Here is a 25036-nt window from a genome sequence, read left to right on the forward strand (position 1 = left end):
TTGAGTTTAATGATGAAAACACCTAATTTTATACATGAAAAAACCAGCCAGGTAAACCTGACTGGTTAATATATTTTTTATTCTAAAATCTGTCAACCTATTTTAGGACGACTCATGATGAAAACCTTAGGAAATAAGGCTTCTTGAAATAACAATTTTTTGGATTTCTGAAGTTCCTTCATAAATCTGGGTGATTTTTGCATCACGCATCATACGCTCTACGTGGTATTCTCTCACATATCCGTTTCCACCGTGAATCTGTACTGCTTCGATAGTAGTATCCATTGCTACCTGTGAAGCATATAATTTTGCCATAGCTCCCGATTGTGAAATATCCTGCCCGGCATCTTTTTCACTGGCTGCTTTAAAGCAAAGCATTCTTGCCGCAGTGATTTGTGTTGCCATATCGGCCAATTTGAAAGCAATTGCCTGGTGTTTGAAAATTTCTTTACCAAAAGCTTTACGCTCCTGAGAATATTTTAAAGCCAGTTCGTAAGCTCCGGCAGCAATACCTAAAGCCTGGGAAGCAATACCAATACGGCCTCCGTTTAATACACCCATTGCAAAGTTAAAACCAAAACCGTCTGCACCGATTCTGTTTTCTTTTGGTACTTTAACATCTGTAAACATTAAAGAGTGTGTATCGGATCCGCGGATACCCATTTTTTGTTCTTTTGGTCCGATCTCAAAACCAGCCCAGCCTCTTTCAACGATAAAAGCATTGATACCTTTGTGTCCTTTTTCTACATCTGTTTGTGCAATTACAATATAAGTAGAAGCAGTATTACCATTTGTAATCCAGTTTTTAGTACCGTTTAATAAATAGTAATCCCCTTTGTCAATTGCTGTTGTTTTTTGTGAAGTAGCATCAGAACCAGCTTCCGGCTCCGATAAACAGAAAGCACCAATAACTTCTCCTTTAGCAAGAGGAACCAAATATTTTAATTTTTGTTCTTCGTTACAGTATTTTTCAAGACCTGCACATACTAAAGAGTTGTTAACTGACATAACAACCGCAGCAGAAGCATCAATTTTAGCAATTTCTTCCATCGCTAAAACATACGAAACGCTGTCTAATCCTGCTCCGCCATATTTTGGATCTACCATCATTCCTAAGAAACCAAGTTCCGCCATTTTCTTTACCTGTTCTTCTGGGAATTTTTGGTGTTCATCTCTTTCAATTACACCCGGTAGTAATTCAGTTTGAGCAAAATCACGAGCCGCTTGCTGTATCATTAAATGCTCTTCAGTCAGTTTAAAATCCATTTTAATTTAAGTATTTTGTTTGCGTGTTTTTTTAAAAAGTTCCCAAATATAGGGTATAAATATCATACTTTCAACTGGATTGCCTAATTTTAACCCATGCAAAATAGTGTATATAAAGTTATCGGTGTAATGTCGGGGACTTCCCTGGACGGAATTGATCTGGCAGTTCTGGTTTTTACTTTTCAAAATCAAAAATGGACCTATACAATTCAGGAAAGTGACACGGTGGGTTATTCTGCTGATTGGGTTGTAAAATTAAAAGAAGCCGTTTCGTATTCTGAATCCCGGCTGAAAGAACTCAATAAAGATTATACGGAATTGTTAGCGAAGGTGATTCGTGATTTTATAAGCCGGCATGATATTCAGGAAATTGATGCGGTCTGTTCCCACGGGCATACGATACTGCATCAGCCGGAAAAAGTATTTACGCTGCAGATTGGCAATCTTCCGGAAATAGCCGCACTTATTCATCAGAAAGTGGTTTGTGATTTCAGGGTTCAGGATGTGGAACTGGGCGGACAGGGTGCACCTCTGGTTCCGATTGGCGACCGCCTGCTTTTTTCAGGATATGACTACTGCCTGAATCTGGGTGGTTTTTCCAATGTGTCCTTTGAAGAGAACGGAGAACGCATCGCTTTTGATATTTCTCCGGTAAATACGGTACTGAATTTTTATGCCGGTAAACTGGGTTGTGATTATGACGACAAAGGGAAGCTGGCTGCTCAGGGAACTGTTTCGGAAGCCTTGCTGGCCGAATTGAATGCGCTGCCGTTTTATCGCAAACAGTATCCGAAATCACTGGGGTTTGAATTTGTAAAAGAAACAATTTTTCCGATCATTGAACAGTATTCCATTACTGCAGAAGCAGTGTTAAGAACGTTTACGGAGCATATTGCTTTCCAGATTGCCGAAGCGTTGCCGGTTAAAAAAGGAAAATTGCTGGTAACCGGCGGCGGTGCCTACAACGATTTCCTGATTGCGCTTTTGAAAGGCCATTTGCCGGACATGACCATTGCCATTCCGGATCCGAAAACAATTGAATTTAAAGAAGCCCTGATCTTCGGATTATTGGGCGTTTTAAAACTTCGGAATGAAGTCAATGTGCTGGCCAGCGTTACCGGAGCCAGGTATAATCACAGTTCCGGAAGAATTTATGATATACAGTAAAAACTTTGAGACTTTAAGAGTTTCAAGCTATATTTGTGCCACTTAAAAAACAACAATACAATAAAATTATATACAATGAAAGATTTATTGAAGAAATTCGAAAATAAAGAGCCGGAAGTAGTATTCCATTGGAAAGATGCTGAAACAGAAGCAGAAGGTTGGACGGTAATCAACTCATTAAGAGGTGGAGCAGCCGGAGGAGGAACCCGTATGCGTAAAGGATTAGACATGAATGAGGTTCTTTCACTTGCCAAAACAATGGAAGTGAAGTTTTCGGTTTCGGGCCCGGCTATTGGCGGTGCAAAATCTGGAATTAACTTTGATCCTAACGATCCGAGAAAAAAAGGTGTATTACAACGTTGGTACAAAGCGGTTTCTCCATTATTAAAAAGTTACTACGGAACCGGAGGGGATTTGAATGTTGATGAGATCCACGAAGTAATTCCGATGACAGAAGAATGTGGGGTATGGCATCCGCAGGAAGGTGTTTTTAACGGACACTTTAAACCGACAGAAGCTGATAAAATCAACAGAATTGGACAATTACGCCAGGGAGTTGTAAAAGTGATTGAAAACACGACTTTCTCTCCGGACATCAACAGAAAATATACGGTTGCCGATATGATCACCGGTTATGGTGTGGCGCAGGCGGTACGTCATTTTTATGATATTTACGGTGGTAATGTTGCCGGTAAAAAAGCAATTGTTCAAGGATTCGGAAATGTAGGTTCTGCTGCCGCATTCTATTTAGCAGAAATGGGTGCGAAAGTAATCGGTATCATCGACAGAGACGGTGGTGTGATCAAAGAAGATGGCTTTACATTTGAAGAGATCAGAACATTATTCCTGAATAAAGACGGTAATAAATTGGTAGCAGACAATATGATCCCTTTTGAAGAGATCAATGCTAAAATCTGGACTTTAGGAGCGCAGATCTTTACGCCATGTGCTGCTTCAAGATTGGTAACAAAAGAACAGCTTGACAACATGATCGCTTCCGGATTGGAAGTTATCTCTTGTGGTGCGAATGTTCCTTTTGCCGATAAAGAAATTTTCTTCGGTCCTATTATGGAAGAAACCGATAGCAAAGTGAGTTTAATCCCTGACTTTATTTCCAACTGTGGTATGGCGCGTGTATTTGCCTACTTCATGGAGAAAAAAGTTCAGATGACGGATGAAGCTATTTTTAACGATACGTCCGATACGATTCGCAAAGCCATTGAAAAGGCACATGCGTTAAATGCTGACAAGAAAAATATCAGTGCGACAGCCTTTGAAATAGCACTAAAACAACTTTTATAATTAAAAAACACCCAACGAAAGTTGGGTGTTTTTTTTAACTAATAATTATTTACCTTTATCTCCGTTATATAAAAAGGAATAATATTTGCTAATACTATAAAAAGCATCTTATTTAATAGACAATGAAAGGATTCGAAACGGAACAGGAAAAGAAATCATTCGTAATAACAACCATCTTATGCGGGCTTATTGTTGCGCTGTTGTTTCTTTTGAAATTTACGTCCAGTCTTGATATCATGCAAATGCAGCTGGAAGGCGGAGGCGGAGGTGGTATTGCCGTAAATTTCGGTGATAGCGATGTGGGTTCCGGGAAAAACTTCCGGAGCGAGGTTTTAAACGTAGCCAATCATGCTAAAGCAACTCCGGCAGCTCCGGCACCGGAGGAGGAAATAATCGGTCAGGATTATGACGATGCTCCGGTAGTGGCAACAACTAAAAAGACAGAAAAAACAAAACCGGTTATCAAACCGGTTGATAAACCGGCAGTGGTACCGGAGAAAAAACCGTCCAAATCGACCAGTGATGCCCTGGCAAATTTGTTAGGCGGATCTAAAAACGGTGGTGACGGCGATGATAAAGCCAGTGGCAATAAAGGAAAACTGGACGGCGATAAAAATGCTTCCGGTTATTATGGCGGCGGCGGTTCCGGCGGTGGAAAAGGTTCCGGTGACGGAACCGGTGAAGGCAGCGGATCGGGATCCGGAAAAGGCGGCGGTTATGGAAGCGGTAACGGAACCGGTGTTGGAAACTACCAGCTGGCCGGACGTAAAGCGATTTCGAAACCACGCCCTAATTATAACTGCAATGAAGAAGGGCAGGTTGCCGTAGCGATCGAAGTGGACAAAAACGGAAAGGTTATTGGCGCAGAACCCGGAGTAAGGGGAACAACCAATGCCGCGAAATGTCTGCTGGACCAGGCTAAAATAGCCGCACTGCAAACAAAATTTGACCCAAACCCGGGCGCACCTGACAAACAGGTCGGGAAAATTATATATAACTTCAAGTTGACAGAGTAAAGAACTTCTTTACTCTTTTTCTTTTACAGCAAATGAATTATCAGGAAACTTTGAACTGGATGTTTGCACAACTTCCAATGTTCCAGCAACAAGGCGCTTCTGCCTATAAAAAAGATTTAACGAATACCTTACTGCTTTGCAAACATTTGAATAATCCTGAAAAAGGGATCAGAACGATACATGTTGCCGGTACGAACGGCAAAGGTTCGACCTCTTCAATGATTGCTTCCGTTTTGCAGGAAGCAGGATACAAGACAGGATTGTACACGTCGCCGCATTTAAAGGATTTCAGGGAACGTATTAAGATTGACGGTGTGGAAATACCGGAAACGTATGTTTGTGATTTTATAGCGCGTAATAAGGCTTTTTTTGAATCCGGTCATCTGAGCTTTTTTGAAATGACTGTCGGACTGGCTTTCGAGTATTTTAAGGACCAGCAGGTCGATGTTGCAGTGATAGAAGTAGGAATGGGCGGCCGGTTGGATTCGACCAATGTGATTACACCGCTGGTTTCGGTGATCACGAATATCGGTTTTGATCATACGCAGTTTTTAGGCGATACTTATGAGGCGATTGCTTTTGAAAAAGCAGGAATCATTAAACCCGGTATTCCGGTGGTTGTGGGCGAATATAATGCCGCAACCCAACCGGTTTTTATTGCAAAAGCCAAAGAGTGTGCTTCGGAGATTTATTTTGCTTCCGATCTGGAACAGCAGGATTATCCGACAGCTTTGCTGGGCGATTACCAGGCGCACAATAAAAAAACAGTATTGCAAACCATCGAGGTACTGAAAAATGTTTTTACGATTTCGGAAGAAAATATAAAAAACGGCTTGTGGCATGTGGTTAAAAACACAGGACTTCACGGAAGATGGGAGCAGGTTCATAGCAATCCTAAAGCAATTTGTGATACGGCACACAATAGTCACGGGCTGAAAATTGTGCTGAATCAGATAAAAAAGGAACAATTTGAAAAATTATTCTTTGTTTTAGGAGTGGTAAATGATAAAGATCTGGAAACGATCCTGCCTTTATTTCCAAAAAATGCAAAATATTTTTTCTGTAAACCAAATGTTCAAAGAGGGCTGGAAGCTTCCGTTTTACAGCAAAAAGCAGCCGGATTTGAATTATTTGGAGAAGTATATAATTCTGTTTCAGAAGCTTATGCGGAAGCGTTGCGTACAGCGGGAAAAGACGACTTTATCTACGTTGGCGGAAGCACTTTTGTTGTAGCGGAAATTTTATAAATTTTTTTTCGATTTTGTTTGCAGATATAAAAAAGTGTCCTATATTTGCACCCGTAATCAGGAACACAATTACTGATCACAACAACAAAAAGGGCGATTAGCTCAGCTGGTTCAGAGCACCTCGTTTACACCGAGGGGGTCGGGGGTTCGAACCCCTCATCGCCCACCAAAAAACTCCTTAAGAAATTAAGGAGTTTTTTATTTTAATATACCTTCCTAATACAAACCGTCTGGTTTGTTTACTGTTTAAAAAACAAATCTCACCTTATCAGAAAAACGTCAATCATAGTTTTTTAAAATTATAGCCTGATTAAGTTTACCCCGCGGGAACTTGAAAAATGGAATTAAAGACAAACAGATTAAGTAATCTGCATAATCATTACCCCCGGTTTATCATAATTTAGAGGTCTGGGCTTAATTCAAAGATAGTTTAATGTGTAGGAAAATTATGTTTCATTTAACTTAAACCATAGATATTATTAACAGTTACTAAAGCAAATTATTATATGTTTGACCTTAACAATCAAATTCTATTTTATGAAAAAAAACTATTTACTAATTATCATTTTCTTTGCCTTTTATTCTGTAAATGCTCAAAATGAAAACGCTGAAAATGTAAAAAAAAATGAATTAAAATTAAATGTAGTTATCCCGCTAGTTGGCAGTGCATTTGAAGGGACTTACGAAAGGAACTTAAACAGTAAGTCATCCATAGGTGTTACGGGTTTGTATGTATTTAATGATAATAAAAATGAGGATATGAATTATTTTGTAGCACCCTATTACAGAAGATACTTTGGGAAGAAATTTGCTTCTGGTTTTTTTGCCGAAGGATTTGGAATGTTAAGTTCAATAGATGGAAAAAAAATATACACATCAGAAGATCATTCAGTATATACAGAAAATCCCGATGTTATTGATTTTTCACTTGGAGTTGGTTTAGGAAGTAAATGGGTTACTAAAAGTGGAATTATATTTGAAGTTAATGCTGGCTATGGAAAACTATTATTTAACGCTGATAAAACTGACCATACCATAGTTGCGAGATTTGGTTTTCATGTAGGCTATCGATTTTAAAACAATAATTGAATAACACTTTTTAGAACGTCGGGCATAATTAAAGTTACTAACGAAAATATCCAATCAGTTAATACTACTGGTAACAACGATTTCACGTTATTGTTGTTTTCGTTGTGGAAGTTTTAAGACCAAAATATTCTTCATTTTATATTTTTGAAAAAAGTCAAAATTGGGATTAAGTGTTCGATTGTAACCCCTGACAGTCCACACTAACACAAAAACCGCGATTGGTAACAATAGCGGTTTTTGTATTTATTACAACTCATTGCTATAATGGGTCATTTTTTCTTCTTCATGTTTAGTAAAATAAAAATGGGATCCTTAATGGTAATTTTTAAATTAGTACATTTACTTTTGTTATAAGTCACGTTGTTTTTAACATACAAATGGCCTTTACATCTATTTAAAGTCTACAATTTTTTATACCCTAAAATGTCCATATTAAAAAATATAAGGGAGCAACAAAATCTTACTCAGGAAGAATTAGCGGATCGATCCGGTATTTCGACAAGAACAATACAAAGAATTGAAGCGGGAACAAAACCGAAAGGATATACCCTAAAAATATTAGCAAAGACATTAGGTGTTAAAGAAGAAGAGTTACTGCACAAAAAAGTACAGGAAGCAATTGCAGGAAATCCGGAAGAGAAGGCAATCCGTATGGAAGAACCGGTTTTAGTAAATTATTCATTAATAAAATTAATCAACCTTTCGTCGATACTCTTTGTCATTCTTCCACCCCTTAATATTCTTCTTCCGGTTGTATTGATGTTTGCAACGAAGCAGAAAAATCAGGTAATCAAACAAATTATTTCGATTCAGATTATCTGGACAATTGCAGCGCCCATTATATTTATGATGGTAATTTTTACAAAGCCTGGAAATAAGGTTACATTGTTTACGATGGTAGCTCTGGTTTTAGTGAATATTTACATAATCCTTAGAAATGCAATGGAGATCGATAGAAATAAAAAGCTGTATTATAGGTTGAATTTCAGTATGATATAAGTTTGTCAGGTATTTGTCGGGTTATTGTCGGGAAGATTTTTATGATTTACGGAAACGTATTTTTAATCTTTGCCGAAAATACGAACAATGGCAAAACAACTTTTTTTAGGCTTCATTTTGCTCATCACTTTTGCGCAAGACAGTAAAGCTCAGGTTGAGCGAAATTCCCGTTTATATACTACAATACTTTTAAAAGACAGCCTGCTTTTTAATGCAGGGTTTAACACCTGCGACATATCCCAATTTGAAAACCTGCTGGCTGACCAGTTTGAATTTTTTCACGATAAGGATAGTATTTCGAACAAACAAAAGTTTCTTAATGATTTAAGAAATGGATTATGCAAATCACCAACAACCTATCGATCAAGAAGAGAATTGGTATCAGGAAGTACCCGGGTTTTCCCGCTGTATAAAAAAAACGTTTTGTATGGAGCGGTTCAAACAGGCGATCACCGGTTTTACGAAACCATTTCAGGTAACAAAGAAACGTATGCAGGTTCGGCAAAATTTACGCATGTCTGGCTGTTGCAAAAAGGTGTCTGGAAACTTGCTAAAGGTTTGAGTTTTGACCACCAGGACACTGATAGTGCCCGTTACCAAGCTGCCGGTTTTGATAATGATGCGGTAATAGAAAAATGGATGAAGGAAATCCATCTGCCAACTTTAGGAATCGGGGTTATTAAAGATGGGAAATTACAGCAGGTAAAGGTTTTCGGATCGTTGCAAAATGGAATTTCGGCACCCTATAATACTATTTTTAATGTAGCGTCATTGACCAAACCGGTGACTGCAATGGTAGCATTACAATTCGTTAGTTCAGGTAAATGGAATCTGGATGCGCCTGTTTATAAATATTGGACTGATCCCGATGTTGCACAAGATGAAAAACACAAAATATTGACGACAAGACATATTCTTACGCATCAAACAGGATTTCCCAATTGGCGATGGAATAATGAGGATGGAAAGCTGCATTTTGAATTTACTCCGGGAACAAAATATCAGTATTCGGGAGAGGGTTATGAATACCTGCGGAAAGCGCTGGAAAATAAATTTCATAAATCACTGGACCAATTAGCGGCAGAAATGATCTTCAAGCCATTGAAGATGACCGATACAAAATATATTTGGACAGAAAGAACAGATAGTACAAGATTTGCAAGGGGATATAACAACCAGGGCAGGCCTTATAAAACGGTTAAGCATAAAACGGCAAATGCGGCAGATGATTTGCTGACAACGATAGCGGATTATGGTAATTTTCTGGTAAGCGTACTGAATGGCGATGGATTATCAGAAAAGGTATTTACTGCTATGATGAGCAAACAGGTTGCGATCAAAAAGGATAAATATTTTGGATTGGGTTTTGAAATCTATGATTTAGGGAACGGAACGATTGCGTTATCGCACGGCGGTGCCGATCAAGGCTGCCAGACAATCGTGTTTTTATTGCCTGAAACCAAACAAGGGCTTATCATATTTACTAATGCAGATGAGGGTTATAAAGCTTATGAAAAAATCCTGACGCACTATCTGGGCGAATACGGAAGAAAAATAATAGCTATAGAAATGCATGCAGAATAATATGGTACGGCAGCCTTCATGTTTTTAGTCTGTGCTTTATAGGTAATATCAGAAGCGGGATACCCGGTTTTTTAGTCATACAATAAGTAATAGTTATTTAAATAGAAACAGCAAGAAACCGGTGCTGCTATTTTGTGTTTTATTTAAGAGTGATACCGTTTATATTTGTAAGTGATATCATATAAAACCACATCTTAATGAAACAGCTACTTCAAATCCTTTTTCTTTTTTTGACAACGTATGGATTTTCTCAGCAAAGCCTGCCGGTTATAAAGGCTGCCTCCAAAGCGGCTACCATACACGAAGAGGGACAGCTCAAAAGAAAATGGAACGTAAGTCCGGAAATAAAAATAGATGCTTTTACGACCAATAAACTTATCCGTCCGACAGCCATAAAATTTAAAACCGATATTGATTCCATCGGCTTTATCCTGAAACCGGGGCAGTACAAAGACTTTATTGTTTTGCTGAATGGCAAGGATTCCTGCTATACAAGAATTGAAAGTCCTGCAATCAAAGATTTCAGGAAATTAAAGCCGGAAATCCATGATACGATTCCGCTTTTCATCAATAGCCAGAATACGATTTCCGTTAAGGCTGTCCTGAATAAAATAGATACCTTAAACCTGAATTTCGATTCCGGAGGCACAGAGCTGGTGCTGATAGAAGAAACGCTGAATAATAAAGTGAAAAGTAAATTAAAACTTTACAACACCCCTTACGAAGTTGTGATCGGGAGCAGGGTGTATAAAACGAAAGTATACGATACCAAGGTAACAGGAAATGGTACCGACGGGCTTATAGGCTGGGATCTTTTTGACGGAATGATTGTAGAACTTAATTATGATAAAAATATAATGGTGATACATTCCAGGCTGCCTAAAGCTTTAAAGCGTGACAAAGCAGCTGTAAAACTGAATATGAAGTATTTTAATTACCGCTTTTTTACAGCGGCACAAATTGCCCATCGCGGGACTAAAGTAAACGACTGGTTCCTGTTTGATACGGGTTACCAAAGAACCGTAATGCTGGATAATGACCTGCTAAGAGAACAAAAATTTCCTGCCGATCAAATGGAAGTGATTAAGAAAGTGATCATGCGCGGTACCAAGAACAACGAAATTCCTGTAATAACCTCAAATCTGGAAAGCCTGAAAATAGGGAAACACGATCTTAAAAATGTTCCTGCACAAATAATGACAACCAGCAAAACGATGTTTGATGCCAACATTCATATCCTGGGGAATGAGGTTTTGAAAAGGTTTAATACTTTTATGGATTTTCAGGAAAACGTTGTTTACCTGCAGCCGAGTCATTTATTTAATGCGGATTATATCGAAAAGACATAAGGTGTGCTTTTGGAAAATTCCTGCTTCAAAGCAATCCATGATATCGGTAATTTTAAATGGTATTAAAAAGGGAGCGGCCGTCTGGCTGTAATTCCCGATACTTTATAAAAAAAACCACAGCTTAGCTGTGGTTTTTTTATTTATTGGTCATAACTTTTCTCAATTTCTTTTAGTGCATTGATAATGCTTTCTGTTTTGTCATACTCTTTGCGCATCTGTTTTTTACCAATGATAAAATAGGCTATGAGCATCCAGGCAATAAAGACGGTTAAGCCGACGGTTTTGAACATTACCGACATTGGCTGCATCACTTCTATAAAGTAAAGTCCGCTGGCAATGCTTAACAGGACAAAATAAAGCAGTGTGTATTTGGTACTTACTTTCTGCTGGAAACTGTAAAAATGCTCCATTTCAGATAAAACTACTTTTGGCGAAAGGGTCAGGTCAATTTTTTTTAGCATGTTGAGCTGGTACAAACGTAACGCGGAATAGGCTAAAATAGTGAACAGCATTAAGGCCACGCCGGTAAATGTTGTTGCCATTTTAAAGTCAATGCCGCAAACAATTCCGCCGATAGCGACAGTGGTTAATAAAAGTACCATAACCTGTATGATGATCTTATTTGCCATTTGCTTTTTCGCTTTCTTTGCTTTATCGATAATGACGGTAACATCGGGAAGTGTGCTTTCTTTTTGTTGCTGCCACAGCTCTTTCAGATTATCAAACTCTTTCATATTTCTTATAGATTGTGCTTAACTGTTGTTTAATACGGTGGATTTTTACTCTCAGGTTGCCTTCTGAAATTTCGGTCGCTGCGGCTATTTCTGAGTAGGGAACGTCTTCCAGCAGCATCGTAATGATCAGCCTGTCGGATTCTGCCAGTTCGCTGATGCATTTGTATAGCAGCTGGATCTGTTGTTCTTTGCTGTCGGGCTCTTCTGTTTTTAAATGAATGTTGCTGTTTTCAATAGCCGTTGTCTTTTTATTTTTTTGAGAACGGATATGATACAGGCAGGTGTTCACGGCAATACGGTATATCCAGGTGGCTATTTTGGATTCTCCCCTGAACTTGTCATAGTTTTGCCATACTTTGATAAAAACTTCCTGAAGCAGATCGTCGGCTTCCATCGCGTTTCCGGTGTATCCGAGGCATATCCGGTGTATTTTAGCCGCGTATTGGGCGTATAAATCCCTGAAAACGGTATCTCTTTGCTGCTCTAATGTCACGTGTGCTTATTTTGAATTTAAAAAAGTATCGATTTCCGTATAAAACCATTCCGGCTGGTCATACATGATAAAATGTTTGCTGTCGGCAACTTTAATGGTTTTGTTCGGAAGGGCGGCATATTGCTGGTTGTAAATTTTCGCACTGTTTTCTTTGGTGTTGAACAAGCTTGTCAGTACTAATACAGGGCTTTTAATGCGGGCAATATCTTTTCGCAGGTCTGTTAATGACATTTCGATAATCGTGGCACCAAGGGTTCTTCTGTCGCTGGCGTAGCTCCATTCGGCAATCTGTCTGGCTCTGGTGGAGTCCTGAACCTGATATAGCATCGCTTTGGTCATATAATCCACATACCCTTCGTTTGGAATGGCTTTAAAGTTGTTGATAACGGCTTCCAGGTTGTATCTCGGATCGTCTTTTAAAGAATCGGCTGTAATGTCGGGATTGGTTAAGGCGGAAATAAACGGAACACCATCCACGCAGATTAATTTGCCAAATAAATCCGGTTCGCTGCTGGAAAGCCAGAGTCCCATAAAAGCACCAAGACTATGACCGATTACAATAGGCTTGTTCAATTTGTTTGTTTTTACATAGGCTATGATTTCATTGTGAACAGTCTGTAGTATCGGGCTGTCTATTGGTTTTGTCCCGGCATAACCGGCAAGGGTTAAAATGTGCAGTTGGTATTTGTTTTTTAAATGATCGGCAGTCTCTTTCCACACATCGCCGCTGCAGGAATACCCCGGGATTAATACTACCGGTTTTCCTTTTCCGATTATTTTTACATCAAATGATTTTTGCTGTGCAAAAGAAGTGAAACCAAGAAATACGATCAGTATTGTAAAGATTACATTTTTCATAAGGTTTGTTTTTTTTATGATTGGTTGTTCTTTTGATACCGATGTATACCATTTGTTACAAAAAAATATAAAAAAATGAAAAACGCCACATTCGTGGCGTTTTATTATAGCAGTTCCAGGGTTCTTTCCAGAGCCATTCCTCGGGAACCTTTTATCAGTATTACAGCGTTTTGTGGTATTGCAGACCTGAATTTTTCAGAGAAATCCTCAAAACGGGCAAAGAAGTGCAAATGCGGGTTTTGTGTTTGATTGGCATAAAAATCATTGCCGATAAAAAACGTTTCGATCTCGTGATTGTTGCTTAAAAGCTGAACGATATTTTTGTGTTCTTCAAGGCTTTCTTTGCCAAGCTCGAACATGTCTCCTAAAATAGCTATTTTGGGAGCGCCGTCCAGTTGTGTAAAGTTTTCAATAGCGGCACTCATACTGCTTGGATTGGCATTGTAAGCATCCAGTATGATATGGTTCGAATTCTTTTCGATCAGCTGGGAGCGGTTGTTGTTTGGGATATAATTCTCAATGGCGTTTTTAATATCGGCTGTGGGAACATTGAAATATTTCCCGATACTGATTGCGGCATTGATATTGTTGGCATTGTAAATACCGATGAGGTGCGATTGGATTTCGGTCCCTTCAAAGCCGATTTTAACCATAGGATTGGCAGAAACGGCATCGATTTTCACATTGGCTGCCTTGTCCCGGGAAAATGTGTAGCGGGTTATTGCCTGTGTTTTTTCCTCCTGTATAGTGTCGTCCAGATTTACAAAAGCCGTTTTGTCGTGCTGTTCCAGGTATTGGTATAGCTCGCTTTTTCCTTTTATTACGCCTTCCGTTCCCCCGAAGCCTTCCAGGTGGGCTTTGCCAAAATTAGTGATATAACCAAAATCCGGCTCGGCTATGGAGCACAGTAATTCAATTTCTTTTTGGTGGTTGGCACCCATTTCAACAATTCCGATATCGGTATGCTCGTCAAAAGATAGCAGCGTCAGCGGTACGCCAATATGATTGTTCAGGTTGCCGATCGTGGCTTTGGTGGTATATTTTTGTGAAAGAACCGTATTGATCAGTTCTTTGGTGGTTGTTTTACCGTTGCTCCCGGTTAAAGCAATTATGGGTAAGCCAAGCTGCTTCCGGTGATAGTTGGCCAATGCCTGTAAGGCTTTTAAACTGTCGGTTACCAGGATCATTTTGTCGGCATCCGTCAGGTACTTTTTATTGTCGATAACAACAAATAAAGCGCCTTTGTTTAACGCTTCCTGAGCAAAGGAATTGGCATCAAAGTTTTCACCTTTCAGGGCGAAAAATAAAGAGTTGGGTGCTATTTTTCGAGTGTCGGTACAAATGGTTGTACTTTGTAAAAAACACTGGTAAAGTTCTTCTATTTTCATAGCGTGAAAGTAATAAAAAAAATAAAAGCCCTAAAATAGTTTTAGGGCTTTTAAAAAAGTATGTATGAAAATTTTATTATCCTCTGGCTTTTTTCTTACCGGATTTTGGTCCTACTTTCGACATCGCACATCTGAATCCGATGTAGTCAGTAGCCATATCTTGTGGATAGTATCTTCTTGATGCCGGATCCAACCAGTAAGCTCTGTCTCTCCAAGATCCACCTTTGTAAACTCTACTGTCGTCGTTTACTAAAGTTGTTCTTTTGTTAGAGTGGTCATATTTTCTAATAAGATTTCCTAAACTGTCTTTCGTTACAGAGTGCTCTGGCGAATCGTACATTTTATTCTTATTGTTTTTCTTCTCGTCAGCACCGTCTTCTTCATTTCCGAAGTTGTAAAAACGAGTCGATTGTTTATCACCATCTCTGTAGTTTCTGTTGTCGCTCTTAGAGAAGTTTTGTCTTAAATAGGTTTCGTTGTCGTCAATAGCTACCTGAGCAATTTGTCCAGGGAAGTTTCTTGCCATGATTCTACCATTACTTAAAGTATCATAAGTGATGTTTTCTGTAGTAACCATTTCCACTTTTCCATCTTCACCAATTTTGTTTTTCATGTAGATGTTACCTCTGTAGTAGTTGAAATCATTTGCTTCATCATCTACAATCGGTCTGTAAACGTCAGCAACCCATTCGGCAACGTTACCAGCCATATCATACAATCCAAAATCGTTTGGTGGGTATTTTTTTACTTCGTTAGTGATATCAGCACCATCGTCAGACCATCCTGCGATTCCGCCGTAATCTCCTTTTCCTTGTTTAAAGTTGGCTAACTGGTCACCTCTGTACTGTCTTTTTCCAGAACGTGTGTACTGACCACTCCAAGGATATTTTTTCTTTCCTTTATAAGTATTGTACTCTCTGATTCCTCCTAAAGATGTAGCAGCATATTCCCATTCTGCTTCTGTTGGAAGTCTGTACTCCGGTAAGATGTTACCGGTAGTTCTTTGAGCATATACGTTTTTAGCGTCTTCTTTACCCGCTAATTTATTTCGTTGACCTTTGTAAACCAATTCTTCGTTACCACCATAAGTAGTAGAAGGAGAAGCTAGGTAAGATTCTGTACTGAAAGTACTTTCTGCTTTTGCCTCTGTGATTTTCGAATCTTTTTTCAAGTATCCATCTCTCTCTAAGATAGCCTCGTTAACACGATCCGTTCTCCATTTGCTAAACTCAACAGCCTGGATCCAGTTTACACCAACTACCGGGTAGTTTGCATAAGCAGGGTGTCTTAGGTAGTTGTTGGTCATAGTCTCGTTATATCCTAAACGATTTCTCCATACCAAAGTATCCGGTAATGCACCAACGTAGATGTTTTTATAATTCTCATCTGTTGGAGGGAAAATAGTTTTTAACCAAAATAAGTATTCAGTGTACATGAAGTTGGTAACCTCAGTCTCATCCATATAGAAAGACTGTACGTGTTGCTGATTTGGAGTGTTGTTCCAATCATGCATTACATCATCTTGTACTTTACCCATTGTGAATGTTCCACCCTCAACGGCAACCATTCCTGGAGGAGTCTCTTGTTTTTTGTACTTCGCATTGTATTGGAAACCACCTTTTTTATCGTTGATTTTCCAACCTGTAGCTGCAGAAGTTCCTTTTGACCCTGATTTTTTACTACAACCAGTAAAACCAATTGATAGCGATAATGCAGCCATCAATTGTAAAGCCATAATTCTGTTGATTTTCATACTTTCAGTTAGGTATAATTTTAGTGCCGCAATATAATAATTAACCATTAAACGACAATAATTTTTTTGTGATTTATTAAAACTAATTATAAATTTTTGTTAAATATAATAGTAAGAACGTTGGATGCTAATATATATTGTATGAAATTAGTTTTTAAAAAAAATATTTTTTCTCTTTGTAATATATGTATAATTAATACGTTTTGAATGTTGATGAAAAAATATATACTCTTTATCTTTTTATTTATTAGCCTGCTTTCCTTTTCGCAGCAGAAAGAACATATTGTTATTACATGGAAACCGGCCGCAGCGATAAGCTATGAAACGGTTAAGTATACCGTGCCGCAGTTTGCTTCCGAAAACTTTGAATTTAATGCCGATTTGAAGGCTGTCCGCTATAAAAAAGCATTCCCCGTTAACGGATTTGTAGATGTTAAATCGCTGAAAGTATTCAATATTGTTTATGAAACCGTTTCGAGAGCAGATTTAAAAGACCTGTCCGTTACCTCACTCAGTGATAGAATCAATGAAAAGCTGGAGTATTTTATTGCAAATGACGAGCAAAAAGCGATCCTTATTTTTTCACCTATTATTAAGGTAGGCGACGGTTTTAAAAGAGTCGTTTCTTTAGATATTGATTTTTCTTCCGGCAGTGCTGCCAAATTACCGGCGCAGAACTTTAACGTAAGTGCCGTTTCCAATTCTGTTTTGGCTTCCGGAGATTTCTACAGGTTTTATGTGGAACGTTCCGGGGTTTATAAAATTTCCAGAAGATTTTTAGAGCAATTAGGGATGAATGTCAATATCGATCCCCGGAAACTTAAAATTTATGGCAATGGCGGAAGAATGCTGCCCTTGTTAAACAGTACGCCATATCCGGATGATCTGACGGAAAATGCGATTCAGGTTATAGGGGAAAATGATGGCGAATTTGGTGAATACGATTACATTGTGTTTTATGCCGAAGGACCGGAAGGCTGGAACAAAGAAAGTTTGACGAATGTTAATTTATATAGTGACCGCTCCTTTTATTATATAACCACGAAAGGCGGTGACGGAAAACGGATCAATACCAATGTGCAGCCAACGGCGGCAGTAACAACAACAATTAACCAGTTTGATGACTACCAGTTTCATGAGGTGGATAAAATCAACATCGGGCGTTTGGGAAGAAAATGGTTCGGGGAATCGTTTAATTTAGAAAATGAGCAAACGTTTAAATTCCAGATTCCGAATATTGTTACATCGGTTCCGGTAAAAATCACGGTAAATGCGGCGTCTGCTTCCTATGGTGTTTCTTCTTTTCTGGTAAAAGCCAATGAGCAGACCATCGGGACCATCGGATTCAGTTCTTTGGATCCGGATGTGCATGTGGCAGCTTATGAAACCCAGTTGCAGGGCAGTTTTAATGCAACCTCCGGAGAGATAGCTGTGAAAATGACTTACGATAACGGTGGTGTGCCGTCCTCAAACGGTTACCTGGATTTTATTGCTTTAGAATCCAAACGGCAGCTGTCGGGATATGGGAAACAATTTTTGTTCTACATAAATGATGCGGCTAATAATATAGGTGTAGGAGAGTATGTCGTGTCAAATGCTTCCGGAATCGGGCAGGTTTGGGATGTTACGGATATTTATAATGTTACAAAATTTGAAAATACCGGTCTGGGTACTTTTTCCTTTAGAGCTAATCTGGGTGAAGTCCGTAAATATATAGCGGTTGATTATAACGATTTGTACACGCCGCTGAGTGATGGTACAAACCGTATTGCCAATCAGGATTTAAAAGGAACGATTTTTAAAAACCAGCAAGGCGAATTTCAGGATATCGATTACCTTATTATAACACCGGGTTCTTTAAACGGACAGGCGGAGCGTCTGGCTAATTTTCACCGGAACTATTCGGGACTGAATGTGAAAGTGGTGAATCTTGAAAATATTTATCCGGAATTCTCTTCCGGTAAACAGGATATAGCAGCGATACGAAACTTTATAAAATATGTGTACTGGAATGCTTCGGCAACCAATAAGAGAGTGCGCTATGTAAATATGTTCGGAGATGCGTCGTTCGATTATAAAAACCGTATTCCGAATAATACAAATGTCGTTCCGGTGTTTCACGGACTGAATCCGAATGATTCGAAAGTGAATAATTCGCAGAACTTTTCGGCGTATGCCTCTTTTATGTCGGATGATTTTTATGTGTTGATGGATCCGAATGAAGGAACAATGCTAACGACTTCCGGATTGGATATTGCTGTGGGTAGAATGCTGGTAAACTCTAATCAGCAGGCTGCGGAAATGATTAATAAAGTGCTGGAATATCACGATGAGAAATCCTATGGAAGATGGCGTAACGGTTATGTGCTGATTTCGGATGATGCCGATAATACTACCGATGCTACATTACAATTTGATCTGAATGCATTGGGTGATGAACTGTATCAGAAAAAGCCGTTTGTGAACGTTAAAAAAATTCATACCGATTCCTATATTCAGGAAGTGGCGGCAGGAGGGGAGCGTTATCCTAAAGCCAGACAGGATATTCTGGATGCTTTTGCCCAGGGTTCTCTGGTTTTTAACTATTTCGGACACGGCGGGGAAGACGGTTTGGCGCAGGAAAGAATTTTTGATAAAGCCGATGCGCAAAATCTGACCAATCGGTACCGTTATCCATTGTTTGTTACAATTACTTGCGAATTTACACGTTTTGATAATCCGTACCGTCCAACCGGAGGAGAGTATATGTACTGGAATACTGCCGGAGGTGCTATCTCTTTAGTGGCAACAACCCGTGAAATAGGGATTACTACCGGATTGAATATGAATAAATCATTGAGTAAGTTTTTGTATTCTTTCGGATCGGATAATTATGATACGATGGCGGAAGCATTGCGAAGAACAAAAAATGAAAACCTGACGGAAAACAGAAATGTCGTGTTTTTTATTGGAGATCCGGCTGTAAAACTGGCTATTCCAAAACCAAAAATCAGGCTTACAAAAGTAAATGATGTTCCGGTGGCACAATCTACCGATGTTTTACAGGCACTGGCGCATGTGAAATTAACCGGAGAAGTGACAGATGAAAACGATAATTTACTGACAAACTATAATGGTGATTTAGCGGTACAGATCTTTGATAAGAAAATTTCCAGAAGCACTTTAGGGAATAATGGAACCTCAGATAATAACGGACTGATCATTATGAACTTTACAACACTGGGAGAAACGGTTTTCAGAGGGAATGCATCGGTTACTAACGGGGCATTCGAATTTGGATTTGTAATGCCTAAAGATATCCGTATCCCGGTAGGAAACGGAAGGATCAGTTTTTATTCGAAAAAGAAACTGGTGCTGGAAAATCAGACCGGTTATGACACGCTGATAAAGATCGGAGGGATTAATGCCAATGCAGCGGTAGATAACATGCCGCCGAAAGTGCGTTTGTATATGAATGACGAATCCTTTGTGTCGGGCGGAATCACGAATGCTTCCCCGTTCCTTTTAGCGTTTTTGGAAGACGAAAACGGGATTAATACAGCCAGTGGAATCGGGCATGATATTGTCGGAATCCTGGATGGCGACGAGACCAGGCCGTATGTGATGAATGATTATTATGAAACCTTTCCGGATGATTATACTAAAGGAAAGCTGCGATTCCCGTTCCGGAATTTAGCGAAGGGATTGCATACGCTCACATTTAAGGCATGGGATGTTTATAACAATTTAGTGACGGCCGAAATTCAGTTTATAGTAGTGGGCGATGAAGGATTGGAACTGGATAAAGTGTTAAATTATCCGAATCCTTTTGTAAGTTATACCGAATTTTGGTTCTCCCATAACAGCCCTTATGAACCTTTGGATGTACAGGTGCAGATCATGACGATTACCGGAAAAATTGTTAAAACAATTAACCAAACCGTACTAACAGAGGGGTTTCTGTCGCGTGACATCAAGTGGGATGGCAGGGACGATTTTGGAGATCGGATCGGAAAAGGAGTTTATGTATATAAGTTAACCGTTAAATCTGCCGTTTCAAATAAAAGGGCAGAAAAGTATGAGAAACTTGTAATCCTTTAATAAAATATTATATTTGTTGAATTAAACCAAATAAAAACGGATGAGAAAAATTGCAATATTATCGTTGTGTTTATTTGCAGGCGCAACGCAATGGATGAATGCGCAGGATAGAGTTATTACAACCGGTGTTCCCTTTTTGATGATCGCTGCAGATGCAAGAGCAGCTGGTATGGGGGATATAGGTGTTTCCAGTTCTACCGATGCATATTCACAACAATATAACCCGGCTAAATATGCTTTCGCATTAACAAAACAAGGGTTTTCAGTGAGCTACACCCCCTATCTTACTTCCATTGCTAATGATATTTCGTTAGGGCAGATAACTTACTTTAATAGAATTAATGAGCGTAGTGCTTTTGCAGGAAGCTTACGTTATTTTGGTTTAGGAGACATACAGTTAACAAATGCTTCTGGGGATATGTTAAACACCGTAAGTCCGAATGAATTTGCTTTGGACGGGTCCTACTCGTTAAAACTGAGTGATCAGTTTGCCATGGCGGTTGCCGGACGTTATATCCGTTCCAATCTGAAAATTAATGACGGAACGAATGACGCTTCTGCAGCAAACACTTTTGCGGTTGATATCGCGGGATTCTACCAGTCGGAAGAAATCGCTTATTCTGATTTCGACGGACGTTGGAGAGCTGGTTTTAACTTCCAGAACATGGGGCCGAAAATCAGTTATGATAACGACGACTTAAGCAGTAACTTTTTACCGGCTAACTTAAAGTTAGGAGCGGGATTCGATTTTATTCTGGATGAATACAATAAAGTTTCCGTAATGGGAGAAGTGAATAAGTTATTGGTGCCAACGCCACCGGAAGTAACAGATGTTAACGGTGACGGAGTAATTGATAATAACGACAGAAATATTGCTATTTCCGATTACAGAAAAACAGGATGGGTTTCCGGAATGTTTAAATCTTTTGGTGATGCACCGGGCGGTGTTAGCGAAGAGTTAAAAGAATTTACCTGGGCTTTGGGAGCAGAGTATCTGTATCAGGATGCCTTTGCACTACGTGCCGGTTACTTTAATGAAAGTGAATTAAAAGGAGCCCGTAAATATTTTACTATGGGAGCCGGATTTAAATACAGTGTTGTAAAAGTAGACGTTTCTTATTTGTTCTCTACGTCTAAAGTTAGAAACCCACTTGAGAACACCTTGCGTTTCTCCTTAACATTCAATTTTGGAGATTCTTATGATGAATATTAGCAGATAGATAAAATAACAAACAAAGTGTCCAAATTCCGTACGGAATTTGGATTTTTTGTCTAAAAGAAGTTTAGAATGAAAAAGATAGATTTTACTACTTCATTTTTGGTTTATGATTCAGAAAATGAATTGCCGGAAGATGTTAAACCTTTAATGGAGCAGGCAGTAGCGATCCGGAAAAAAGCGTATGCGCCATACTCGAAATTTAAAGTAGGAGCCGCCATCCTGTTGGATAACGGGAAAGTAGTGGTTGGTTCCAATCAGGAAAATGCAGCCTATCCGTCAGGATTATGTGCCGAAAGAGTAGCAATATTCCAGGCCGGAGCAATTTATCCGGACGCACAGATTTTAAAAATAGCCATTTCGGCCACTTCCGAAGAAAAACCGGTCGAATCGCCTATCCCGCCATGTGGCGCCTGCCGCCAGTCGATAGCGGAATATGAATTCAAACAGGAAAATCCGATTGAATTGTATTTTATGGGAGAAGTAGGAGAAGTGTACCACTCGGATTCCCTGAAAAATATATTGCCTTTCCACTTTGATAAAAAGTTTTTATAGGAATTAAAGTGTTAGCCGTGTAACTATTTTATGCCGGATTGTGATGCGATAAAGGGAGGAACTTCTTTATCGTTAATGAAGAGTGTCTTTGTGAAGCCGTTTTTTAAAAGTTGATAAAAAATTAACGAAAATACATCCGTGTAAATTTTCACGTGTTCGGGCGATGTCTTATTTTTGCACTTCGCAAAATTGTGTAATGTGCCATGTTCTGCTTCAACAGATAAGGGACAACAGCAAAAGTAAAAGCAATATGAAAGAAATTACAAAAGAAGTTTACCTTAAATGGTATGAAGATATGCAGCTTTGGAGAAAGTTCGAAGACAGACTTGCTGCATTATATATCCAACAAAAAGTTAGAGGTTTTTTACATTTGTATAATGGGCAAGAAGCCGTTTTAGCAGGTGCACTTCACGCAATGGATCTTACAAAAGACAAAATGATTACTGCTTATCGTAACCACGTTCAGCCAATTGGTATGGGTGTCGATCCGAGAAGAGTAATGGCAGAACTTTTAGGAAAAGCAACCGGAACGTCTAAAGGATTAGGCGGATCGATGCACATTTTCTCTAAAGAGCATGGTTTTTATGGAGGTCACGGAATTGTTGGAGCGCAGATTCCTGTTGGAGCGGGTATCGCATTTGCGGATAAATATTTCGAAACAGGCGGAGTAACCTTAACCTATTTTGGTGATGGAGCAGCCCGTCAGGGATCACTTCACGAAGCCTTTAATATGGCGATGTTGTGGAAACTTCCGGTTGTATTTATTGTTGAAAACAACGGTTATGCAATGGGAACGTCTGTAGAAAGAACAGCAAACCATACCGACATCTGGAAATTAGGATTAGGATATGAAATGCCTTGCGGACCTGTAGACGGAATGAACCCGGTGAAAGTTGCCGAAGCAATGGCGGAAGCTATTGACAGAGCCAGAAGAGGGGACGGACCTACATTTATCGAAATGAAAACATACCGTTACAGAGGTCACTCTATGTCGGATGCACAACACTACAGAACAAAAGAAGAAGTAGAAGAATACAAAAAAATAGATCCGATTACTCAGGTATTGGATGTGATTAAAGAAAATAACTATGCTACCGAAGCAGAAATCGAAGCGATTGATCAGCGCGTAAAAGACTTGGTTGATGAGTGTGAGAAATTTGCAGAAGAATCGCCATACCCGGACTTAAACGTAATGTATGACGTAGTGTATGATCAGGAGAATTACCCATTTTTACCACATAAATTATAATCGATTATGGCAGTAGTTATTACCATGCCACGTTTAAGCGACACCATGACAGAAGGTGTTGTAGCGACCTGGTTAAAGAAAGTAGGAGATGTTGTTAAAGAAGGCGATATTCTTGCTGAGATAGAAACAGACAAAGCGACCATGGAATTTGAATCATTCAATTCCGGTACCTTGTTACATATAGGAATTCATGAAGGAGAATCGGCACCGGTAGATGCATTGCTTGCAATCATCGGAACACCGGGAGAAGACATTTCGGCACTATTGAATGGTAGCGGAAAAGAAGCCACAGCGCCTAAAGAAGAAGCTCCGGCAAAAGCGGAAGAAACCAAAACTTCCGATAAACCACAGGCAGCTGCAGCTATTCCTGCAGGTGTAAAAGTGGTAACCATGCCGCGTTTAAGCGATACCATGACAGACGGAACAGTGGCAACTTGGTTGAAGAAAATCGGGGATACTGTTGCGGAAGGTGATATCCTTGCTGAAATTGAAACGGATAAAGCAACTATGGAGTTTGAATCGTTCAATTCCGGAACACTATTGTATATTGGTGTTGCAGAAGGGCAAACAGCTCCGGTAGACAGTATACTGGCAATCATCGGACCTGCGGGAACAGATGTTGCCGGAATTGCAGCCAATTATACTTCTGGAGGAAATGTTGAAGCTCCGGCTGAAGAAAAAGCAGCTGAGGTAAAAACAGAAACAACAGCAGTAGCAGCGGAATCACAGGCAGCGGATAACAGCAGAATCTTTGCTTCTCCGTTAGCGAAAAAAGTAGCTCAGGAAAAAGGCGTTAATCTTTCTCAGGTAAAAGGTTCCGGTGAAAACGGACGTATCGTTAAGAAAGACGTTGAAAATTATACACCGCAGCAAACTGCAGCGGCAGCACAGCCACAAAAAGCAGCAGAACAAACAACTGCAGCGGCTGCACCACAGGTGAAACCATTTGTTCCGGCAGGAGAAGTTTATGCAGAAGAAGTGAAAAACTCACAAATGCGTAAAACAATTGCCCGCAGACTGGCCGAATCAAAGTTTACAGCACCGCACTATTATTTGACCATTGAAGTGGCTATGGATAATGCCATCGCTTCCCGTGAAATGATCAACGGATTGCCGGAAACGAAAGTTTCGTTCAACGATATGGTTATCAAAGCCTGTGCCATGGCATTGAAAAAACATCCGCAGGTAAATTCACAATGGAAAGATGATGTAACCGTTATCAACCACCATGTGAACATCGGAGTAGCAGTTGCTGTTGAAGACGGATTGGTAGTACCGGTATTGCGTTTTGCAGACCAGCTGACGTTGTCTCAAATCGGGGCTAATGTAAAAGATGTTGCCGGAAGAGCAAGAAACAAAAAATTACAACCTGCAGAAATGGAAGGGAGTACATTTACCGTTTCTAACCTGGGAATGTTCGGTATTACTGAATTTACATCAATCATCAACCAGCCGAACTCCGCTATTCTTTCGGTAGGAGCTATTGTTGAAAAACCAGTAGTTCGCAACGGACAGATCGTTGTCGGGAATACAATGAAAGTAACGTTAGCCTGCGATCACAGAACTGTTGACGGAGCTACCGGAGCACAGTTTTTACAAACACTAAGACAATATTTGGAAAATCCGGTGACAATGCTTGCCTGATTCCGGAAATTATCACAATAAATAAAATCCCGTCCTGAATTTCAAGA

At 39.5% G+C, this 25036-nt stretch carries 19 protein-coding genes and 1 tRNA gene; 14 read left to right on the forward strand and 6 right to left on the reverse strand.

Translation table 11 applies throughout. The features are described from left to right. Positions 1–126: 126 nt before the first annotated feature. Positions 127–1266, reverse strand: a complete 1140-nt coding sequence (locus tag BGO42_RS10385) for an acyl-CoA dehydrogenase (RefSeq protein ID WP_177732240.1) — start codon at positions 1264–1266, stop codon at positions 127–129. A gap of 96 nt (positions 1267–1362) precedes the next feature. On the opposite strand from BGO42_RS10385, the gene BGO42_RS10390 reads away from it, so the two are divergent. From BGO42_RS10390 to BGO42_RS10430, 9 genes are all read left to right on the forward strand, one after another. After that, on the forward strand, positions 1363–2433 hold the full coding sequence (locus BGO42_RS10390) for an anhydro-N-acetylmuramic acid kinase (protein ID WP_273246442.1): 1071 nt from the start codon (positions 1363–1365) through the stop codon (positions 2431–2433). Positions 2434–2508: 75 nt separating this feature from the next. After that, positions 2509–3735 (forward strand): Glu/Leu/Phe/Val dehydrogenase dimerization domain-containing protein, encoded by a 1227-nt coding sequence (locus tag BGO42_RS10395; protein ID WP_177732246.1) that lies wholly within the window; start codon positions 2509–2511, stop codon positions 3733–3735. A gap of 122 nt (positions 3736–3857) precedes the next feature. Further along, positions 3858–4751: an energy transducer TonB family protein gene (locus BGO42_RS10400; RefSeq protein ID WP_273246441.1), complete on the forward strand. Its 894-nt coding sequence runs from the start codon at positions 3858–3860 to the stop codon at positions 4749–4751. A 32-nt stretch (positions 4752–4783) separates the two neighbouring features. Next, positions 4784–5998, forward strand: coding sequence for a bifunctional folylpolyglutamate synthase/dihydrofolate synthase (locus tag BGO42_RS10405; RefSeq protein ID WP_273246440.1), 1215 nt, complete (start codon positions 4784–4786; stop codon positions 5996–5998). A gap of 91 nt (positions 5999–6089) precedes the next feature. Beyond that, positions 6090–6167, forward strand: a tRNA-Val gene (locus tag BGO42_RS10410). Between the two features lie 368 nt (positions 6168–6535). Beyond that, positions 6536–7075 carry a DUF3575 domain-containing protein gene (locus BGO42_RS10415; RefSeq protein ID WP_273246439.1) on the forward strand — a complete coding sequence of 180 codons (540 nt, stop codon included), beginning with the start codon at positions 6536–6538 and terminating at the stop codon, positions 7073–7075. 435 nt (positions 7076–7510) lie between these two features. Then, positions 7511–8086: a helix-turn-helix domain-containing protein gene (locus BGO42_RS10420; protein WP_273246438.1), complete on the forward strand. Its 576-nt coding sequence runs from the start codon at positions 7511–7513 to the stop codon at positions 8084–8086. Positions 8087–8173: 87 nt separating this feature from the next. After that, positions 8174–9670, forward strand: coding sequence for a serine hydrolase domain-containing protein (locus BGO42_RS10425; protein WP_273246437.1), 1497 nt, complete (start codon positions 8174–8176; stop codon positions 9668–9670). 197 nt (positions 9671–9867) lie between these two features. Then, positions 9868–11019, forward strand: coding sequence for a pepsin/retropepsin-like aspartic protease family protein (locus BGO42_RS10430; protein ID WP_273246436.1), 1152 nt, complete (start codon positions 9868–9870; stop codon positions 11017–11019). Between the two features lie 140 nt (positions 11020–11159). Here BGO42_RS10430 and BGO42_RS10435 read toward each other — a convergent pair whose 3' ends face one another. From BGO42_RS10435 to gldJ, 5 genes are all read right to left on the reverse strand, one after another. After that, a complete protein-coding gene (locus BGO42_RS10435; protein WP_273246435.1) occupies positions 11160–11753 on the reverse strand; it encodes a hypothetical protein in 594 nt (197 codons plus the stop codon). Next, complete coding sequence (locus BGO42_RS10440) at positions 11740–12246, reverse strand: RNA polymerase sigma factor (protein WP_273246434.1); 507 nt, start codon at positions 12244–12246, stop codon at positions 11740–11742. The genes BGO42_RS10435 and BGO42_RS10440 overlap by 14 nt, the downstream gene beginning before the upstream one ends. A 6-nt stretch (positions 12247–12252) precedes the next feature. Continuing rightward, the gene (locus BGO42_RS10445; protein ID WP_273246433.1) at positions 12253–13104 is read right to left on the reverse strand and encodes an alpha/beta fold hydrolase; all 852 of its coding nucleotides are present in this window, start codon (positions 13102–13104) and stop codon (positions 12253–12255) included. Positions 13105–13208: 104 nt separating this feature from the next. Then, positions 13209–14492: a UDP-N-acetylmuramoyl-tripeptide--D-alanyl-D-alanine ligase gene (locus BGO42_RS10450; protein WP_273246432.1), complete on the reverse strand. Its 1284-nt coding sequence runs from the start codon at positions 14490–14492 to the stop codon at positions 13209–13211. Between the two features lie 76 nt (positions 14493–14568). Further along, the gene (gldJ, locus tag BGO42_RS10455) at positions 14569–16245 is read right to left on the reverse strand and encodes a gliding motility lipoprotein GldJ (protein ID WP_177732277.1); all 1677 of its coding nucleotides are present in this window, start codon (positions 16243–16245) and stop codon (positions 14569–14571) included. Between the two features lie 213 nt (positions 16246–16458). On the opposite strand from gldJ, the gene porU reads away from it, so the two are divergent. From porU to BGO42_RS10480, 5 genes are all read left to right on the forward strand, one after another. After that, entirely contained in the window at positions 16459–20325 is a 3867-nt protein-coding gene (gene porU / locus BGO42_RS10460; RefSeq protein WP_273246431.1) for a type IX secretion system sortase PorU, read from the forward strand. A gap of 40 nt (positions 20326–20365) precedes the next feature. Next, positions 20366–21538, forward strand: coding sequence for a type IX secretion system outer membrane channel protein PorV (gene porV / locus BGO42_RS10465; RefSeq protein ID WP_273246430.1), 1173 nt, complete (start codon positions 20366–20368; stop codon positions 21536–21538). A 75-nt stretch (positions 21539–21613) separates the two neighbouring features. Further along, positions 21614–22096 (forward strand): cytidine deaminase, encoded by a 483-nt coding sequence (gene cdd, locus BGO42_RS10470; RefSeq protein ID WP_177732287.1) that lies wholly within the window; start codon positions 21614–21616, stop codon positions 22094–22096. 250 nt (positions 22097–22346) lie between these two features. Continuing rightward, entirely contained in the window at positions 22347–23345 is a 999-nt protein-coding gene (gene pdhA, locus BGO42_RS10475; protein ID WP_177732290.1) for a pyruvate dehydrogenase (acetyl-transferring) E1 component subunit alpha, read from the forward strand. A 6-nt stretch (positions 23346–23351) separates the two neighbouring features. Next, positions 23352–24989, forward strand: coding sequence for a pyruvate dehydrogenase complex dihydrolipoamide acetyltransferase (locus BGO42_RS10480; RefSeq protein ID WP_273246429.1), 1638 nt, complete (start codon positions 23352–23354; stop codon positions 24987–24989). The last annotated feature ends 47 nt before the right edge of the window (positions 24990–25036 follow it).

The organism is Flavobacterium sp. 40-81 (assembly GCF_001898245.1).
Taxonomy (GTDB): domain Bacteria; phylum Bacteroidota; class Bacteroidia; order Flavobacteriales; family Flavobacteriaceae; genus Flavobacterium; species Flavobacterium inviolabile.

What these genes read in the sequence shown, in the direction of transcription:
- BGO42_RS10420 (WP_273246438.1), top strand. Translation starts at nt 7,511, where the DNA reads ATGTCCATATTAAAAAATATAAGGGAGCAACAAAATCTTACTCAGGAA.
- BGO42_RS10385 (WP_177732240.1), bottom strand. Translation starts at nt 1,266, where the DNA reads ATGGATTTTAAACTGACTGAAGAGCATTTAATGATACAGCAAGCGGCT.
- porU (WP_273246431.1), top strand. Translation starts at nt 16,459, where the DNA reads ATGAAAAAATATATACTCTTTATCTTTTTATTTATTAGCCTGCTTTCC.
- BGO42_RS10480 (WP_273246429.1), top strand. Translation starts at nt 23,352, where the DNA reads ATGGCAGTAGTTATTACCATGCCACGTTTAAGCGACACCATGACAGAA.
- BGO42_RS10400 (WP_273246441.1), top strand. Translation starts at nt 3,858, where the DNA reads ATGAAAGGATTCGAAACGGAACAGGAAAAGAAATCATTCGTAATAACA.
- gldJ (WP_177732277.1), bottom strand. Translation starts at nt 16,245, where the DNA reads ATGAAAATCAACAGAATTATGGCTTTACAATTGATGGCTGCATTATCG.
- BGO42_RS10450 (WP_273246432.1), bottom strand. Translation starts at nt 14,492, where the DNA reads ATGAAAATAGAAGAACTTTACCAGTGTTTTTTACAAAGTACAACCATT.
- BGO42_RS10415 (WP_273246439.1), top strand. Translation starts at nt 6,536, where the DNA reads ATGAAAAAAAACTATTTACTAATTATCATTTTCTTTGCCTTTTATTCT.
- BGO42_RS10395 (WP_177732246.1), top strand. Translation starts at nt 2,509, where the DNA reads ATGAAAGATTTATTGAAGAAATTCGAAAATAAAGAGCCGGAAGTAGTA.
- BGO42_RS10435 (WP_273246435.1), bottom strand. Translation starts at nt 11,753, where the DNA reads ATGAAAGAGTTTGATAATCTGAAAGAGCTGTGGCAGCAACAAAAAGAA.
- pdhA (WP_177732290.1), top strand. Translation starts at nt 22,347, where the DNA reads ATGAAAGAAATTACAAAAGAAGTTTACCTTAAATGGTATGAAGATATG.
- BGO42_RS10445 (WP_273246433.1), bottom strand. Translation starts at nt 13,104, where the DNA reads ATGAAAAATGTAATCTTTACAATACTGATCGTATTTCTTGGTTTCACT.
- porV (WP_273246430.1), top strand. Translation starts at nt 20,366, where the DNA reads ATGAGAAAAATTGCAATATTATCGTTGTGTTTATTTGCAGGCGCAACG.
- BGO42_RS10390 (WP_273246442.1), top strand. Translation starts at nt 1,363, where the DNA reads ATGCAAAATAGTGTATATAAAGTTATCGGTGTAATGTCGGGGACTTCC.
- BGO42_RS10430 (WP_273246436.1), top strand. Translation starts at nt 9,868, where the DNA reads ATGAAACAGCTACTTCAAATCCTTTTTCTTTTTTTGACAACGTATGGA.
- BGO42_RS10425 (WP_273246437.1), top strand. Translation starts at nt 8,174, where the DNA reads ATGGCAAAACAACTTTTTTTAGGCTTCATTTTGCTCATCACTTTTGCG.
- BGO42_RS10405 (WP_273246440.1), top strand. Translation starts at nt 4,784, where the DNA reads ATGAATTATCAGGAAACTTTGAACTGGATGTTTGCACAACTTCCAATG.
- cdd (WP_177732287.1), top strand. Translation starts at nt 21,614, where the DNA reads ATGAAAAAGATAGATTTTACTACTTCATTTTTGGTTTATGATTCAGAA.